The 15,343-nt window shown below is 54.2% G+C and carries 13 protein-coding genes, 1 tRNA gene and 1 pseudogene; 3 read left to right on the top strand and 12 right to left on the bottom strand.

The genetic code is table 11. The features are described from left to right. Position 1: 1 nt before the first annotated feature. Complete coding sequence (locus G7025_RS23575) at positions 2 to 1,213, top strand: DUF3322 domain-containing protein (RefSeq protein WP_181081431.1); 1,212 nt, start codon at positions 2 to 4, stop codon at positions 1,211 to 1,213. A 27-nt stretch (positions 1,214 to 1,240) separates the two neighbouring features. On the opposite strand, the gene G7025_RS23580 is transcribed toward G7025_RS23575, so the two are convergent. From G7025_RS23580 to G7025_RS23590, 3 genes are all read right to left on the bottom strand, one after another. Next, positions 1,241 to 1,837 carry a DUF4276 family protein gene (locus G7025_RS23580; protein ID WP_253509929.1) on the bottom strand — a complete coding sequence of 199 codons (597 nt, stop codon included), beginning with the start codon at positions 1,835 to 1,837 and terminating at the stop codon, positions 1,241 to 1,243. Continuing rightward, the gene (locus G7025_RS23585) at positions 1,798 to 2,913 is read right to left on the bottom strand and encodes an AAA family ATPase (RefSeq protein WP_181081432.1); all 1,116 of its coding nucleotides are present in this window, start codon (positions 2,911 to 2,913) and stop codon (positions 1,798 to 1,800) included. The genes G7025_RS23580 and G7025_RS23585 overlap by 40 nt, the downstream gene beginning before the upstream one ends. A 176-nt stretch (positions 2,914 to 3,089) precedes the next feature. Beyond that, complete coding sequence (locus G7025_RS23590; RefSeq protein WP_181081433.1) at positions 3,090 to 3,725, bottom strand: LysE family translocator; 636 nt, start codon at positions 3,723 to 3,725, stop codon at positions 3,090 to 3,092. Between the two features lie 375 nt (positions 3,726 to 4,100). Here G7025_RS23590 and G7025_RS23595 point away from each other — a divergent pair, with 375 nt between their 5' ends. Then, entirely contained in the window at positions 4,101 to 5,165 is a 1,065-nt protein-coding gene (locus G7025_RS23595) for a 2,3-butanediol dehydrogenase (protein ID WP_258197726.1), read from the top strand. Between the two features lie 166 nt (positions 5,166 to 5,331). Here the strand turns inward: G7025_RS23595 and G7025_RS23600 are convergent, their stop codons facing one another. From G7025_RS23600 to G7025_RS23640, 9 genes and pseudogenes are all read right to left on the bottom strand, one after another. Beyond that, entirely contained in the window at positions 5,332 to 6,012 is a 681-nt protein-coding gene (locus G7025_RS23600; protein WP_181081435.1) for a DUF2290 domain-containing protein, read from the bottom strand. Positions 6,013 to 6,022: 10 nt separating this feature from the next. After that, positions 6,023 to 8,224 (bottom strand): DEAD/DEAH box helicase, encoded by a 2,202-nt coding sequence (locus G7025_RS23605; protein ID WP_181081436.1) that lies wholly within the window; start codon positions 8,222 to 8,224, stop codon positions 6,023 to 6,025. 539 nt (positions 8,225 to 8,763) lie between these two features. Then, entirely contained in the window at positions 8,764 to 9,786 is a 1,023-nt protein-coding gene (locus G7025_RS23610) for a DUF4238 domain-containing protein (RefSeq protein ID WP_181081437.1), read from the bottom strand. A gap of 459 nt (positions 9,787 to 10,245) precedes the next feature. Then, positions 10,246 to 10,574, bottom strand: a pseudogene (locus G7025_RS26890) (integrase arm-type DNA-binding domain-containing protein); the annotation flags it as partial. A gap of 168 nt (positions 10,575 to 10,742) precedes the next feature. Further along, positions 10,743 to 10,819 (bottom strand) — tRNA-Arg (locus G7025_RS23620). 78 nt (positions 10,820 to 10,897) lie between these two features. Continuing rightward, a complete protein-coding gene (locus G7025_RS23625; protein WP_181081439.1) occupies positions 10,898 to 11,062 on the bottom strand; it encodes a hypothetical protein in 165 nt (54 codons plus the stop codon). A 61-nt stretch (positions 11,063 to 11,123) separates the two neighbouring features. After that, complete coding sequence (locus G7025_RS23630) at positions 11,124 to 13,100, bottom strand: FUSC family protein (RefSeq protein ID WP_181081440.1); 1,977 nt, start codon at positions 13,098 to 13,100, stop codon at positions 11,124 to 11,126. After that, entirely contained in the window at positions 13,100 to 14,008 is a 909-nt protein-coding gene (locus G7025_RS23635; RefSeq protein WP_181081441.1) for an efflux RND transporter periplasmic adaptor subunit, read from the bottom strand. Before G7025_RS23635 ends, G7025_RS23630 begins: the two co-directional genes overlap by 1 nt. 12 nt (positions 14,009 to 14,020) lie before the next feature. Next, entirely contained in the window at positions 14,021 to 14,209 is a 189-nt protein-coding gene (locus tag G7025_RS23640; RefSeq protein WP_181081442.1) for a DUF1656 domain-containing protein, read from the bottom strand. 133 nt (positions 14,210 to 14,342) lie between these two features. Here G7025_RS23640 and G7025_RS23645 point away from each other — a divergent pair, with 133 nt between their 5' ends. Beyond that, positions 14,343 to 15,167, top strand: coding sequence for an AraC family transcriptional regulator (locus G7025_RS23645; RefSeq protein WP_181081443.1), 825 nt, complete (start codon positions 14,343 to 14,345; stop codon positions 15,165 to 15,167). The last annotated feature ends 176 nt before the right edge of the window (positions 15,168 to 15,343 follow it).

Genomic DNA, 15,343 nt, shown 5'->3' on the forward strand with positions numbered 1-15,343 from the left:
TATGCAATGGACCACAACGGCCGACTTGAATAAGCAGATGCAGCGACTTTGGCTGCGTGGTGACTTGCTGCGACCGCTGGTGACGGGGCAACCCTGGGAACCACGGCGGCTATCCCTGAAAGGGCCTGAGGCGGTACAGCTCAGTGAGCAGTTTGAAAAGGTTCGCCAGTGGGTTGCAGATCTCAGCGCTATCGTCGGTATCCGCATTCAGTGGCGAGAGGTCAATCATCGTGTCGTAGGCTTGCAACGGTTGCCTGTCGCAGTGTGGGTCGATTCTTTAGAGGCAGCCGTCGTACTGGTTGGCAAGGGCAAAGAGCTCAACGAATTCAAGTCCCTGCTTGATTTAACGCTTCAATGTCAGCCTCTGCTTGTCGCCTGGCTGGAAGCTCGTCCATTACGGGCCATTACCCTTGCACGACAATGGCCGGCCCTGTTGAAAGTTGTAACCTGGATAACCGAGCATCCCAAACCCGGTATCTACCTGCGGCAGGTCGATATCCCAGGTATCCATAGCAAATTTATCGAAGGGCACAAGGGGGTCTTGTGTGAGCTTTTCGATAGAGTCCTGCCCGAGCAGGCCATTGCCTCGCACTACAAGGGCGCTTCACAATTTTCTCTTCGCTACGGTTTTCTCGATAAACCTACGGGGATCCGCTTTCGCGTTCTGGATCAAAAAATGGCCACGCTTCCAGGCTTGACCTGTCCTGACATAACCCTGGACTCAGCCAGTTTTGCTCAGTTGGATATCGCTGTCAGTCGGGTGTTCGTTACAGAGAACGAGACTAACTTCCTGGCATTTCCTTGTGTCGCGTCTGCCATTGTGATCTTTGGCAAGGGCTATGGCTGGGAGGCCTTGGGACGGGCGAGCTGGTTGTCGCGCAGCACAATTTATTACTGGGGGGATATTGATACCCACGGGTTCGCCATTCTTGATCAATTGCGGCGCAGATTTGGGCACGTGGAGTCGTTATTAATGGACCGCCAAACGCTCGTTGCCCATGAGGACGTCTGGGGCCAAGAGGCCCGGCAAGCGTTACATGAATTGCCTCGCCTTAACTCGGATGAGCGTTTGTTGTTCGATGAGCTACGAGATAACCGACTGGGTGTAGGCGTTAGATTGGAGCAGGAGTATATAAAATTCAGCTGTCTGGAGCGTGCTTTGGCGTCGATCAGGCGGAGTAACGACAGCGATTCTGTAAACCCGGCCAGTTGAATAAGCGATGGTCTGCAAGTAGTCGGTTTATCTTTCTCGGAAGTAATCGACCAACTCGCGCGCACTGGGGCACAGCGGGTGTTGAGCTGCACGGACGATGCTGAAATCGAAGTGCTTGACCATTTTCTTGGCGAAGGCGGGTTTATTGCCAGGGCCGGAAACTCCCACGGTTTTGGCAATTTCTTTAAGGCGATCATAGGGTTTTCCAAAGGTCGCTTCAGGATAGGGCTCATTGTAGGCCTGCTTCAGCCAGTTGCTCATTGCCTGGGTATCAGCAAGGAACCATGCCTCCAGAGCCTTGACGGCGATGAATATGGTTTCGATTTTTGCGTTGCTTATACGGTCTCGAACTACTTCAACCGAGGCCTCTTCTTCCAGGTCGGTGAGCACATAGATTTTGCTCACCCCTTTCACCTCAAGCGCCTGAATGAATACATCGATATTGTGTGGAAGGAGGTTTCCACCTCCTTTTGCATCGATTACTGGCGTTACCAGTTCCTGTCCACAATCGCTGAGGAGTTTGGTGAAGGCCGCAGATTCAACCACGATCCTTTCACAGTCCCCCTCCACAATAAAGCCAACTTTCACCATGGAAGCCCCCCGTTGAGCATATTTGTCAGCCACGCGGTGTCCAGAGGGATCTGCTTTTTATCGACTCCGGATTCTGCCGCGCATTTGACGCCCGTGCGGCCCTCGGTTTTGTTGACCAGCCAGAGCTCTTCCGGATTTAAGTTGCGTACCACAGACTCACTGTGTGTGGTAATGAATACAGGATGTTCAACCGTCGCGTTATCCCGCATAAGCGTAACGAGTTCGCCAATGGCTTTAGGATGAATACCTCGTTCAGGCTCCTCGATAATGGTAAGGCCTGCCTGAGCAGTGCGGCTCAACACGGCGGTCATGATGCACAGGGCATAAATAGTGCCGTCGGAGATCAAGCGCGCAGGAAAGTGAGTTCTGGTGCCCTCTTCTTTGAAGGTGATGACCGTGGCGCTATCGAGTCGCTGCTTTTCAGTCGAGACATTTTCCAGTCCAGGAACAATTAGCTCAATCCATTCCAAGACTTGAGTTCTGAATGCTTCATCCTTTTCCAGTACGGAGAGCATGGTTGCGACGTTGCGACCATGGCTGTCCAACATTGTGGCATCGGCGGTCGAGCTGTCTGGTTCTTTTGCAGCAATAGGATCAATTCGAAACACACGTATGTTTGTAAGGAATTTGTAGAGCGATGAGTTGCTGAACAACATGAGTGCGGTCATGTCTTGAGGGTATTGCAGAAGCGGCGTAAGTGGAGAGTAGCCAGACAGCGTAAGTCGCGTTTCGCCATTTTGGCGCCGGTCGATGCACAGTTCGCCATCGATCTTCAGGCTTTCAATGACCTGAGGAACTTTGTCGATATCAATCAGTTTGAGCGAGTAATCAAATTTTTCATTATCGATTTCTATTTTTATTTCGAAGGACAGTGAGGTCCTTTTTTCTTTGCGATACTTGAAACAGTGGATTTGTTGAAAGCCGCCAAAATCCCGAATGGCAGTGGCAGCCCCTCGTTTCACGACGGCACCGAAGAACGCCAGGGCATCAGTAATATTACTTTTCCCGGCCCCGTTAGAGCCTGCCAGGGCTGTAAAGGGAGAGAGTCCCTCAAGCGTCAGGCTTGTAACGCTTTTGAATCCTTTGATTGTGATCGATTCGATGTTCATGGCAATTCCTTCGACCTTCACCGGCCGTCGCCGCACGACGGGCTTTTCACGTCGCCTGCTTATTGAGCTTCAAAAATTTTGGCTCGCGCATGATATAGGCGTTCGACAGCAGCAGTATATTCACAAAAAAACTGTGGCCCTTGAGTCCACATGCCAGTGACCATAAAGCGCCGCGCTTAGCGCCGCCCTTCCAGCGCCATGCGCACAGCCAGCCCTGCCAGCACCGTCCCCATCAACCAGCGCTGTACCCATTGCCATAGTGGTTTGGCCGCCAGAAACGTGGCGATGGAGCCCGCCGACAGGGCGATCAACGCGTTAACGCTCACACTGATCATGATCTGGGTAAACCCCAGCACGAGGGACTGCGCCAGCACACTGCCGTGGCCGTCGGGCACGATGAATTGGGGCAGCAACGACAGGTATATCACCGCGACTTTCGGGTTCAGCAGGTTGGTGACAAAGCCCATCATAAACAACCTGCGCGGCCCGTCCCGAGGCAGATCGCGCAACTGAAACGCCGAACGCCCACCGGGCTTCACCGCTTGCCAGGCCAGGTACAGCAAATACAACGCGCCGCCGAGCTTGAGCGCGTCATACGCAAAGGGCACCGCCATCAGCAGAGCGGTTATACCCAGCGCCGCGCAGAGCATATAAACCACAAAACCCAACGCCACGCCGCCCAGGGAAATCAAGCCCGCGACCCGCCCTTGGCAGATCGAGCGGGAGATCAGATAGATCATGTTCGGGCCTGGCGTCAGCACCATCCCGAGGCAAATCAGACCAAACGCCAGCAGGCTCGACAGTTCGGGCATGGGGTAACTCCTGTAGGTAACGCCAGCCGTGGGCGCGTGGTCGCGAGTGGCTGGATGCGCACGATGGTAGGGCCGCCGAAGACGGCGCGTTAGATACAGATGGCCCGACAAAACGTCATACAGGCACGCAGCGATGAGACGGAGCGTCCCAATTGCTCAGCGCTTTCTCAGAGGGCTGATTCAAGGCGTCTCATTCGACGGTGATTGCGGCCAGCGGGGGTTGTGCCACGGATCGCTCTAAAAAACGCCTGTTCGAGGATTTTCGCGCAGATGGCACCGGCCTTGCTCTGGCCCTCGCAACCCCGTCGGGGTTCGTCACTCACTGCCGTTTCAAGGAGCCTTGCCATGACCCTAACGATCAATCCGCAACGCAGCATGCGTGCCGCTGTCTGGCACGGCCGCCACGATATCCGCGTCGAAGATGTGCCCCTGCCCGACGCGCCGCCCGCCGGCTGGGTGCAGATCCGCGTGCAATGGTGCGGCATCTGCGGCTCCGATCTGCATGAGTACGTGGCCGGCCCGGTGTTTATTCCGGTCGACGCGCCACACCCGCTGACCGGCATCAAGGGCCAGTGCATTCTCGGTCATGAGTTCTGTGGCGAAATCGTCGAGATCGGCGCCGGCGTGGAGGGCTTCAGCGTCGGTGAACCGGTGGCGGCCGATGCCTGCCAGCATTGCGGCACCTGCTACTACTGCACCCACGGGCTGTACAACATCTGTGAAAACCTGGCGTTCACCGGGTTGATGAACAACGGTGCCTTCGCCGAACTTGTCAACGTACCCGCCAACCTGCTGTACAAGCTGCCCGCCAACTTCCCCGCCGAAGCCGGTGCACTGATCGAGCCGCTGGCGGTGGGCATGCACGCCGTGAAAAAGGCCGGTAGCCTGCTGGGGCAAAACGTCGTAGTGGTCGGCGCCGGCACCATCGGGCTGTGCACCATCATGTGCGCCAAAGCAGCGGGCGCGGCGCAAGTGATCGCCCTGGAAATGTCCGCAGCCCGCAAGGCCAAGGCCCGGGAAGTGGGCGCGAGCCACGTACTCGATCCCAACCAATGCGACGCCCTGGCCGAAGTCCGCCGCCTCACCGCCGGGCTCGGCGCGGATGTCAGCTTCGAATGCATCGGCAACAAACACACGGCCAAACTTGCCATCGACCTGATCCGCAAAGCCGGCAAGTGCGTGCTGGTGGGCATCTTCGAAGAACCCAGCGAATTCAACTTCTTCGAGTTGGTGGCCACGGAGAAACAGGTACTCGGCGCGTTGGCCTATAACGGCGAGTTCGCGGATGTCATCGCGTTTATCGCCGATGGGCGGCTGGATATCACGCCGTTGGTGACGGGGCGTATTCAGCTGGAACAGATCGTGGGGGAAGGTTTTGAGGAATTGGTTAAAAACAAGGAACACAACGTGAAGATCATTGTGTCGCCAGCGCGGGTTTGAGGGGGGATGTGATCCCAGCACACATGAAAAAGCCCCAGGTCTTTCGACTTGGGGCTTTTTCATGTGTGTTTGGTGCCCCGGCGGGCTTCTAACCTGGCTCATAACCGATTGAAAAAATAGATTATTTTTCCGTAATTGTTCGAAGGGATACATCCTGGGATACAGGCTAATCCTGCACCGGCCACCCGAGGTTGATAAGCTCTGAGGGCTGTTGTAGGAGCAGCGCGTGTCGCTTCTCGAAAGCCATACCTGCCGTGTCTATGACTCTTTCACTTGAATAAGTCGCTTCGCAAAGTTGTATAAACGCAAGTGGTTGAGGGAAGTAGTTAGCGGAGATTCTGAAGTCATGTAGTCCGCTAAGCTGTAAGTGTGAAGGACTATGAGATTTAGCTTTTGGATCGTAATCGAATCTAATGTGAGACGTGTTTGAAGGTGTTTGATTTTTCAACTCCATCATTTCCGTCCAGTTATAGAGATGATTAAAAAGTTCATCGTCCTCTCTATCGACAGCATCATCTGCGGCGGCAAGAATTTCTTCCAGAGAGTCGCGGGTTGATAGCGGCCTTGGATAGAACGCGAGCCTGGCACTGGTCAGGTTTTCACTTTTGTCATATTGATAGAAAAACTGAAAAAAAGAGCCGTCAGACAGTAGTAGTGAATACTGTTGGGAATCAATCAAATATTGATACTCAAGCGGATAATATAACCCCTTAATGATCCCAGGTTTTCTACCGTGCCATGAGATTGACTTGGTCTCATTGTCCACACATATGTTGTTAAGCTGAGTATGCTTTTCCAGAGTACGCGTTGCGTTTATTATTCCTTGACAGATGTGTGCAAACTTCATCAGAAGACTCCTAGTCTTGAGAGTAATTCTGAATCATTTCTTTGAATTCAGGGTTTTTCTGCATTAGCTCAAAGATTTCCTGAAGTTTGTCCAATTCTTTGTCTGACTTATTGAGGAAGGTTTTGTTGTTCTTCATTTGAGTTGGGCTTGGGCAAATGAACTTGAATTTTGGGAAGTCGCGCTTTATGCAATCAATTTCATGTATGAGTTTTTCCATGGATTGACCGAAACCACTTATATAGCACCAGCCTCTAGATCTTGTGACTGCTACAAAAAACGCATTTCTCATTCTGAAGGTGAAGTCATTTGCAACTTGTTGGGAGTTTAGGACGAAAACAATATTTGCTTCATTACCTTTCGCCCGATAAGGGGTAGTAAGTGTCACGTAACCTAACGGCTTGAAGACGTCTGCACTCTCTACGTACCCCGGAATTACAGATTTAATACCTACAGAACTTAGCTCTCTCTGAATTGCTAGCATTGAATCTTTGTTGTTACCGGGCTTAAGGTTGATTACGATTATTTCTTCAGGTGCAACGCCATTGGTTTCAACAAGTAGACTAATTTTCTGTGCGATATAGGTGAGTTGTTCCGTATCAGAATTGCATAGTTTGGTTTGCACGAGATTCAAAGGACGCTTCTGATTTTCCAGCATTATTCCTTCGAGTAAGTTTTTGCTATTAGAATCTGGTCTTTCAATCTCTACAACGTCTCCCTCTGAGATGGTGAGATTTCTCGGTGCGTTGACCTTATAGCCTATTGCCTCCCAATCGCTAGGGTAGTAGAACATCTCGATTTGGCGATTTGAATATAGTCCCATTGCTACGCCGTGAGCGGTCATTAAAACCGGCCGCGGGGTTCGGTAGCAGTTAGGTAATACGAAATCCTTTGGAATGTCTCCATCGTATTTTCCATCTAGGACTGAGTCTGGAAGATTTGGCTCACCGGCCGCGTTCTTTCCAAATAACTCAGTCGGGCCTTTTATAAGTGTATCTTTGAGAGATTGAAATTCGTCGTACGCCCATATGATACGTTTTTGTGAGCCCTCACCCTTCGCTAGCTTATAGGCTACCTGGAATAGCTCGGTTGAAAAATCCTGAGCTTCGTCAATCAGAATAAGGTCATACTCTGGCTCAATCTGATCCCCCATTTTTTTGAGTAAATCTCGATATATGAAAGAAAGCGGATCTGCTTGCCCTCTCGCATCTCCTAGCGTAAGAGGCGATACGCCTAGCTTTTTGCAAAGGCGGGAGTAAAGCCCTTCTTTTTGCCTTCCGCCCCATGCATGAAGAACGTGGATTTTCGCATCGAAGTCTGGGGTTTTTTTAGCTTCCAAGGTGTAATACTTGGATATTAAAGTTTGTACGTGCTGATAGAGACTTTGGGTGTTGAACAGGTAGAGTATTTTAAATTCAGGTAAGCGTTTATGAGTAATAGCCGCTTTCAATGAAAGAACAATTGTTTTGCCCGTGCCGGCAAGGCCTCGAATGCGTTGTGGGCCTGGGGGCAACTGCATAGCGGCTAGGCGTTGGGAGTCGTCTTGTTTGAATGTGGTACGTAATGACTTTTGAATATAATCGTTTATTGTCTGCGGAGCTGTTTCGCTGATGACAGGACTGTGTTTTGTTTCATATACAAACGTTCCTTCTAGGAGTGAGTATATTTTTCCTAGTTCATCTTCAGTGCAGTTGTAGTCTTCTGATAGTTCTTTTACCCATTCGTCCAGATTGTCGAAGGGGAGGCCCATGATCGGGGAGTCGTCACCTAACATTCCTTGAATTTGTGCTTCGTCATTTGCACAAAAAACTACCACGCTTGTAATAGGTACTTTAATCTTTCTGGCTTTCCTGTCATACAGCGACAGGTCGTTTTTCAGTCGGCTTACAACTTCCTCTTCATATATCTCAGTAATTAAGGATCTAGAAGTTATGAGGGTTCCGGAGTCTAGTTTCCAAAACTCTTCATTTTCTGACTCTATTACATCAGTTACTTGTTCTTCAATGACGTCAATCAGGATGATGCCAGACTGTTGCGATACAACAATAAACGATGGTACGTCAGTATCACTGGCTCGACCAAGCGTCGTGAGTTTGTATCCAACATAACCATTATGTTCGACTAGAGCCTTCCTAATTACCTCGGCCACTTGAAAATGGAAAGGCCGATTTTCGATTGCCAAGGATCCAGATAGGAATGAAAATTTTTTTTCCATGATGTCCTGCAACTCGAAGAATATTAATTAATGATTGGGGTAGCTTCGTTGAGCCCGCCTAGGCCCGCTGAAGCTCCCGCAGAGCTACAGAATAGGACGGGTTATTGTTCGATGGTAGAGGGAGAGCTCGGGCGCCTACAAAATTGATAGCGCGGTGCAGGGTTTCGCAGGGAGAAGAATGACGCTATTTTTCTCTGCGAGCGCTGGCCTGCTTGGTTTGGAGCATGGCGCAGAATCGCAGAAAAAAATATATTTTTAGACGGCGGGTGTGGTGGGGGGACAACGGCGCGCGCCGGGTGGAGCGCCAGCCGGCCAGTGGTGGCTTTCCTAAACAGTGGGATCAGTTGCGTCATTGCTGCTCACGTGGCTCCCGGATCGCGTCGCCACCGATCTGTCATTTGCATTCGTGCTGACAGGGGGAATCATTCAGGAGGAGACGTCGGCTAAGAACTCAAGGACTGCAATTGATCCATAGCGGCCACCTAGTGGCGATTCTGACCGGCCTGCTTCAATGCCTCAGATGCTGAGCACGCGGTCAATCAGCTTTGCATTTCTCTTTCTGCCAGGCACTGTTCAGCATGCCAGTTTTGCCAGGTTGACAACTCATTTTTAAATGTTTCTGAGCAAACCAGTCTGGGCCGGATCAAGTGCACATCACTAGCTTCCTCAGCAAAGACGTAGCGATCAGCATGCTCAATGATCATCTTCCGTATCAAGCTAGCCGTCTTAACATCAAGTGTGGTACCTCGCGGCCACACTTGGTTACCGATGCAGGTGTAGAGTAAGTGCTTCGGACTTAGGGGCAGGAGTATGTCTCCATTATTGACTCCCCACCCACCACCAAAGTCATAGTTCTTCGAGTCCTGAAAATTAAGACGTATAAGCGGGTTGTCAGATGTGGGCCATGACATGCCATCCGGAGCATGCAAGATAGTCCATTTGTGAGTTGGTAAGCGGCCTAGCGTTTTGGTTAACAGGTGCCTCATTTGCCAAATCCATAATCGCCTTCCCACAACGGTTTCTGCTTTTACTTGACCGCCTCCCTCCGGGAGAGTCTCGATGGATATTTTGAAGAGAGAGGGGGCAACGCTTTCATCCGAAGATATTGGGAATGGTTGGTTCCTCTGAGCGGCCTGCTCCATTTTAAGGACGGAACGTTGCATGCTTTCATCCATTAATGTCTCCAATGTCTCGTTCTGTCGGCGTATGAACTGCCTCAGACGAGCCGGAGTGCGCACGTCTAGGGCAACCGCGAACCGCACCAGCCGTCTCCAGTGCTCGGGCAGCATCCGATCTTCTCGAACAACTCGACGGATAGCTTCCTCCGCAGGATTTTCAAATTCATTGTCGAGCCAGCGTTCGAACTCGTCTGTTTCTTCCTGCCCTGCAAGGTAGGTGTAGAGGTGTTGATGAAAGGCAATTCCTTTCAGCGACTGTTTTTTCCACTGGGGAACATTATCGCTAGGAACCAATAGCCGATAAGTTAGGATTTGGCCCTTATCAGCCCACTGCTTCAGGTAAAGCTTGGGCACGTAATGGTTGTCTTTACGCAGTTGCTGCATCGGCGCATTTTCCCGTTGTGAAGGGGGAGGTCAGGGCAATCATACATGCTCAGTGCCGCCAGACTGGCAACCGCTGCCATAGGCTCTCGTGGCTCTGTACTCCTTAACAACTGCGGTTTGTAATTGGTAAAGCTCACGACAATAACCTGGTATTCACGGCCAACCGCTTTTGGCCCTGCGTTGCCGCTGCTAGGTGTCACGTGCGCTGGGAGTAAGGCATTCAGGTGAAAAAGCCGCCCTAAGGCGGCTTATGAGCTCTATGTGGAAAAGCGTTCAGGACGCTTGAGTTTGAGCCTGTTTCTCCATCATGGAATTCAACTCCGAACGTCGGCGGGTTCGATAGATCAGGTTCTTCAACTCTTGCTCGTCAGTGGTGAAATCATCGCGTGGGACGACGGCAAGCGACTGCCAGATGGCATCGTCTTCGGTTGATAAAGCGATGCAGACTAAAAGGACCTCGCCCAGTCGACGCGTTTCTTCACTGCTTTCCCAGCCTGGAGTGCGAATTTCGATCCATTCGCGAGCGAGGATCTCGAACGTTTTTGTTGCTGCTTCGAGTTCGGCTGCCTTTTCCTGGTGCGCCATTGACTTCGGGGTAGCCGCCCAGGCTAAGCCAGCTCCATTTGGCTGCTTGGTTTTGTACGAAGTTTCCAGGACTTCTGGCCGTCTGGCTTCACGCGTAGATACAAGCCATTGCCGTCGAGTTCGCGATATCCCCCAGTCTCGGGTTCGATGCTTGCCAGCGCGGTGTCACCAAGTGGTCTGCGTTTGATATCTGACCGTTTCACGCCCATGTATCCCCTCGGTTCTAGAGATGCCTGAGGATAGACCGTGGGATACACAGAGCTACAGTATGAGGGGAGATAAAGGTAGACAAGTAGAAGCAACAAAGCCCGCACAGGGCGGGCTTTGCGGGGCGTTTCGTAGTCATCAGGAGACAACCAGAAACATCATTTTGGTGCACCCGGCGGGATTCGAACCCACGACCCCTGCCTTCGGAGGGCAGTACTCTATCCAGCTGAGCTACGGATGCGATGCGGGCGCCATGATACTCATCTGGCCGGGGGGCGTCCAGTTGCAGGGCGGTGAAGGGGCAAATCAGGGCAGGGTCTTACGTCTGCGGCAGGTGGCTGTGCTGGTGTTTGTGGTCTTTTGGCAGAGTCGTCTTGTTTTGCTCATGCCAGCGCGTCAAAGCATCGGCGCCGCCTTCCGCGTGGGCAAACACCGGCAGGGTGATGATTGAAGCGAGCGCGATCCACGTGAATAACGTGTTCATTCTGCAAGTACCTTCGTGAGTGGGAATAAGCAGTCGGCAACACCGCGAAAGCGGCCGACCTTCAGGTGATGGCGGTCGTTGCGTTTTCGTATTGCTCCAGCAACCAGGCCAGGTCTCGGTAACGTGCTGCCCACTGCTCGGCGCCCAGGCGCTGCATGGACTTGGCTGCTCTGCGTGCTTGAGCGGCGCTGATGGCGGTGTGGTCAGCCGACTGGGCCAGCCTTCTGGTGGCCGTGGCCGCGCAGCGAGCAATTGGCGAGCCGGGGGGCAGGCGACGTGTGTGGTGTTGGAGTCGTGCGAGTTCACGGCTGAGTTGGAGCGATAAATAGCCAGCCTCGCAGTCACCCTGACGGTCGGCGCCCAACAGGCTTTTCAAGGAGACGATGCGGTGCTGCTGTTGCGCTTGCCACTTGCGATGATTGAGCGTTGCTCCTCGACGCAGAAGCCGGCGCGTGGCGGTAAGCAGCGACTGTTTAAGTGCCTGCACAGTGTGCTGGGGCTTTTTGGGAACGACGTTGAACGCCAGCAGACAGATACCCATCGCGACGAACCAGGCGAGCACTTGGTTGATGAATTCGGCGAAGTCGTAATGAGCGGTCGTGCCGGTGCTGACCAGCGTGTTGAACGCAATCAGGTAGGCAATCCCGGTGAGGGCCTGTCGAGGTCGGGTGGTGGCATGAATGCCGAATGACCAGAACACCGCCAGCATCACTGCGAGCAGTGGAAAGCCATTGATCGACGGCATCAGTAAGAATTTGCACACCACTGCGGCCAACGTGGCGTAAAGGGTCCCTTTAATGAAGCCGATGACGCCTTGAACCGGGTCGGGCCCTGCAGCCGACAGGGTGCAGCAGGGCCCCAGCACCGCCAGCAGGGTGGGGCCTTGATTCCAGGCGCTCAGGTACCACACGGCGCCGGCGACCAGGGTGGCGCCCAAGGCTCGGATACCGTTGCGTATGGCGTCCTGATAGTTGCGATGAAACCCGGCCACGGCGTGGCGCGCTTGAGTGTTGCGTTCAAGGCTGGAGAAGCTGCGCAGGGCGTCGTGCAGGTCCGCCAGCTGTTCACGCAGACGCTCCACCTGTAACGGCGCGCGGGCAGACTCTGCTGAAAGGTCGTCAACCGATCCTGCGCTTACAAGCACGTTGATGAGTTGTTTCACCCGATCCGCCGCCGCGGTGAAATCGAGGGTTCGGTCGGTCAACGCCTGGCCCAGGTGACAGAGCGGGGTACTGATCCGGTTCAACCAATGCCCCGCAGCATCGCGATCGTTCAGGCGCCTGTCCATAACCGCCGATTGCAGCTGGGCGAGGCCGGTTTGAATAACCGGCAGACGCGTCCGGATAAGCACGGACTCACCCCAGCCGATGCCGAGAAGATCATCCACTCGCCCGATGTCCATCGAGAGCTGCGCGCGTCGTGAGACCAGCTCAGGCGTGTCCTCGCCCGCGAATCGATCAGACAGTTGACGTGCAGCGCGGGCAGACACGTCGACAAGCGTGTCCAGCAGCTTGCGATCAATGGTTTTACGACTGCCCAGCGTGGCGATAAGGCTGAGGCTGAATACACCGACCACCACGGCGGTGCCTCGGGTCACGATGTGATCGAAGCCTTGTTCGGGGGCGACAATGGCGGGGCCCAGCGCCAGGCACACGGTGTAGCCGGCGACGACCGCCGCCGTTGACTGGTAATAGCGCAGCACCGTCATTGCCGCCACACATAAGCCAAGCCACAGACCGACACCCAGAATGAAGAGCAGCATCTGCTGGGCGAACATGCCCAGCAGGATAAATGCCGCAGTGATGCCGATAAGGGTTCCAACCGTGCGGTTGAAACCCTTGCCAACCACCGCCCCTTGCACCGGATGCACCAGCAGGAGCACGGTGGACGCAGCCGAAAACGGCGAATCCAGTTGCAGCTCAAAACCCAGCCAGAGCGCAAGTGTCGCCGCGCCGATGCTGCGCCACACATAAGCGAACGTATCGGCCGTCCAGGGCAAAGGCAGTGAGTCGAGCACGCGCCGCAGATGCCCCACCATTACATGTACTCCTGAAGCCAGCTTATGAACCGCCAATGCGATGCCGACGTTGCCTCGACAATTTCAACGCTCGCGGTCATCCCGGCGGCCAGTTCGACCTCTGTCGGCACGTTATCCAGTTCGATGCGTACAGGTACGCGCTGGGCAAGGCGTATCCAGCTGAACGTCGGGCTGACTTGAGGTAATCCGCTGTCGCTGCGCAGCTCATTGCCGTCTGCGATCCCGCGCCCGATGCTGGCGACATGCCCCTGGAGTAATGGCGTGAACCCCATCAGCTTGATCGACGCCGGGGCGCCTTTGCGGATACGCGAAAGCTTGGTTTCTTCGAAGTAGCCGGTGACCCAGAAGCTGTGACTATCGACCACGAAGATATTGGTCTCGCCTTGTGCCGCGTAATCGCCCGGCTGCAAACGAAGTTGAGTCACGTAGCCGTCCACCGGCGAACGTATCGTGGTGCGGTCCAGATCCAGCCGGGCCCTGGCCAATTGGCCCTGTGCGGCATCGAGGCGAGCCTTGGCGACATTCAGTACGCGGGCGGCGTTGTCGATTTCCTCACGGGCAATGGCGTCACCTAGGCGAGTGCGACGTTTGAATTGTTCGTTGCGTTGCTCAAACACACTTTGCGCTTCGGCCAGCTCCGCCGCCCGTTGGCGCTGGGCCAGCAAATAGTCGCGCTGGTCGATGCGGTAGAGCAGATCGCCTCTGGACACCCATTGATTATCAGCCACCGCCAGATGTTCGACTTGGCCGGACACCTCCGGGGCTATGCGGATAACTTGAGCGCTGACTCGCCCATCGCGGGTCCAGGGCGCCAGCACGTAGGCACGCCACAGCTGCATGCACAAGGCCAGGGCGACAAGGCCCAAAGCCAGGGTCGCGCAGGTCTTCAGGTATTTGACGACAGACATGGGCGGCCTCACTTAAACCGTCAGAAACAGCGTGGCCAAAATGATCAGCAGCACAAAAAAGCGCGACAGGCTGGGATGCCAGGTCCACGCCAAGGGACCACCGACCCAATGTTTCAACGCTTGGTAGGCCAGTGCCGACGCGACCAGATAGGCCAGCAACGGAGGGATGTAGAGATTCGCGATGGACAGTTCACTCAGCATCTTCATCACCGGATATCGATAGGCCCGCAGGGCGCGGGCGGTACTTGATGAGAATGCTACGCAACAACCTGATGTGCCGATATCGACTACACTGCCAATTAATAATCAAATCCAGCCAATGTGAGAGAGGCCAATGCAGGACGTTCAGCGCCATTCACAGGAGCAGTTCGAACTGGACGACCTTTGTCAGCCCGCCGTGGCGCTGATGCTCACGACACAGCAGAACGACAAGGAATTTCCCGTCCATAAGCACCGCAAGGGCCAGTTGGTCGTGGCGTGTCGCGGCGGCATCGTGTGTACCGTGGAAGATGGGGTGTGGATGGTGCCGTCGGGATTCGGCGTGTGGATCCCCGCTGGCGTTGCGCACAGCAACCGGGTCACAGCGAATGGGCAAGTGTGTTTTCTGCTGGTTGAGCCGGAGGTGGCTGTGCTTCCGAAGCAATGCTGCACGTTGGTGCTGTCGCCGTTGATTCTCGAACTGATCTTTCATCTCAGTGAGCAGGACCCGGCGTACCCGCCTGACTCCCCCACGGCACGCTTGACCGGCGTACTGCTCGAACAACTGGAAATGGCGCGTTGCGAGCAGCTGTATTTGCCCCTTCCGGCGGCTGCCCCATTGCGTGCTATCGCCAGGGCGCTGGCACAAGACCCTTCGAACCGCTCGACCATCGGCGATTGGGCGCGTGAGGTCGCCATGAGCGAGCGTTCGTTGGCGCGACTGGTGAAAAGCGAAACGGGCCTGACCTTTGGCCAGTGGCGCAGGCAATGGCAGTTGATTGTGGCGTTGCAGAGTCTGGCGGAAGGGGAATCCGTGCAGCGCACGGCCGAAATACTGGGTTATGAGTCGGTGAGCTCTTTTATCAGTATGTTCCGAAAAACCCTGGGGGCATCGCCGGCACGTTACGTGCGCAGTACGGGCATGGCCAAGCCTGCGGCAGTGCCTACGCTGGTCAGATAACGTCGGCGAATTCGCCGTTTTCGTTCTTTTTTTCGAACATCCTATTGCCCTGTACCCCCATTGATCCTAGGATTCGTTTGAGATTTCAAACGCTCTGTCTCCCGTGCGCTTTTTCGCTTCAATCGCGCGCAGGGGCTGATTTCCCTGACGGCAGCCCACAAGGCGCCTTTCAACAA

It is taken from the genome of Pseudomonas lurida (assembly GCF_013522705.1).
Lineage (GTDB): Bacteria > Pseudomonadota > Gammaproteobacteria > Pseudomonadales > Pseudomonadaceae > Aquipseudomonas > Aquipseudomonas quebecensis.

What these genes read in the sequence shown, in the direction of transcription:
- G7025_RS23625 (WP_181081439.1), bottom strand. Translation starts at nt 11,062, where the DNA reads ATGAACACGTTATTCACGTGGATCGCGCTCGCTTCAATCATCACCCTG.
- G7025_RS23630 (WP_181081440.1), bottom strand. Translation starts at nt 13,100, where the DNA reads ATGGTGGGGCATCTGCGGCGCGTGCTCGACTCACTGCCTTTGCCCTGG.
- G7025_RS23640 (WP_181081442.1), bottom strand. Translation starts at nt 14,209, where the DNA reads ATGCTGAGTGAACTGTCCATCGCGAATCTCTACATCCCTCCGTTGCTG.
- G7025_RS23595 (WP_258197726.1), top strand. Translation starts at nt 4,101, where the DNA reads ATGCGTGCCGCTGTCTGGCACGGCCGCCACGATATCCGCGTCGAAGAT.
- G7025_RS23590 (WP_181081433.1), bottom strand. Translation starts at nt 3,725, where the DNA reads ATGCCCGAACTGTCGAGCCTGCTGGCGTTTGGTCTGATTTGCCTCGGG.
- G7025_RS23645 (WP_181081443.1), top strand. Translation starts at nt 14,343, where the DNA reads ATGCAGGACGTTCAGCGCCATTCACAGGAGCAGTTCGAACTGGACGAC.
- G7025_RS23605 (WP_181081436.1), bottom strand. Translation starts at nt 8,224, where the DNA reads ATGGAAAAAAAATTTTCATTCCTATCTGGATCCTTGGCAATCGAAAAT.
- G7025_RS23585 (WP_181081432.1), bottom strand. Translation starts at nt 2,913, where the DNA reads ATGAACATCGAATCGATCACAATCAAAGGATTCAAAAGCGTTACAAGC.
- G7025_RS23610 (WP_181081437.1), bottom strand. Translation starts at nt 9,786, where the DNA reads ATGCAGCAACTGCGTAAAGACAACCATTACGTGCCCAAGCTTTACCTG.
- G7025_RS23600 (WP_181081435.1), bottom strand. Translation starts at nt 6,012, where the DNA reads ATGAAGTTTGCACACATCTGTCAAGGAATAATAAACGCAACGCGTACT.
- G7025_RS23635 (WP_181081441.1), bottom strand. Translation starts at nt 14,008, where the DNA reads ATGTCTGTCGTCAAATACCTGAAGACCTGCGCGACCCTGGCTTTGGGC.
- G7025_RS23575 (WP_181081431.1), top strand. Translation starts at nt 2, where the DNA reads ATGCAATGGACCACAACGGCCGACTTGAATAAGCAGATGCAGCGACTT.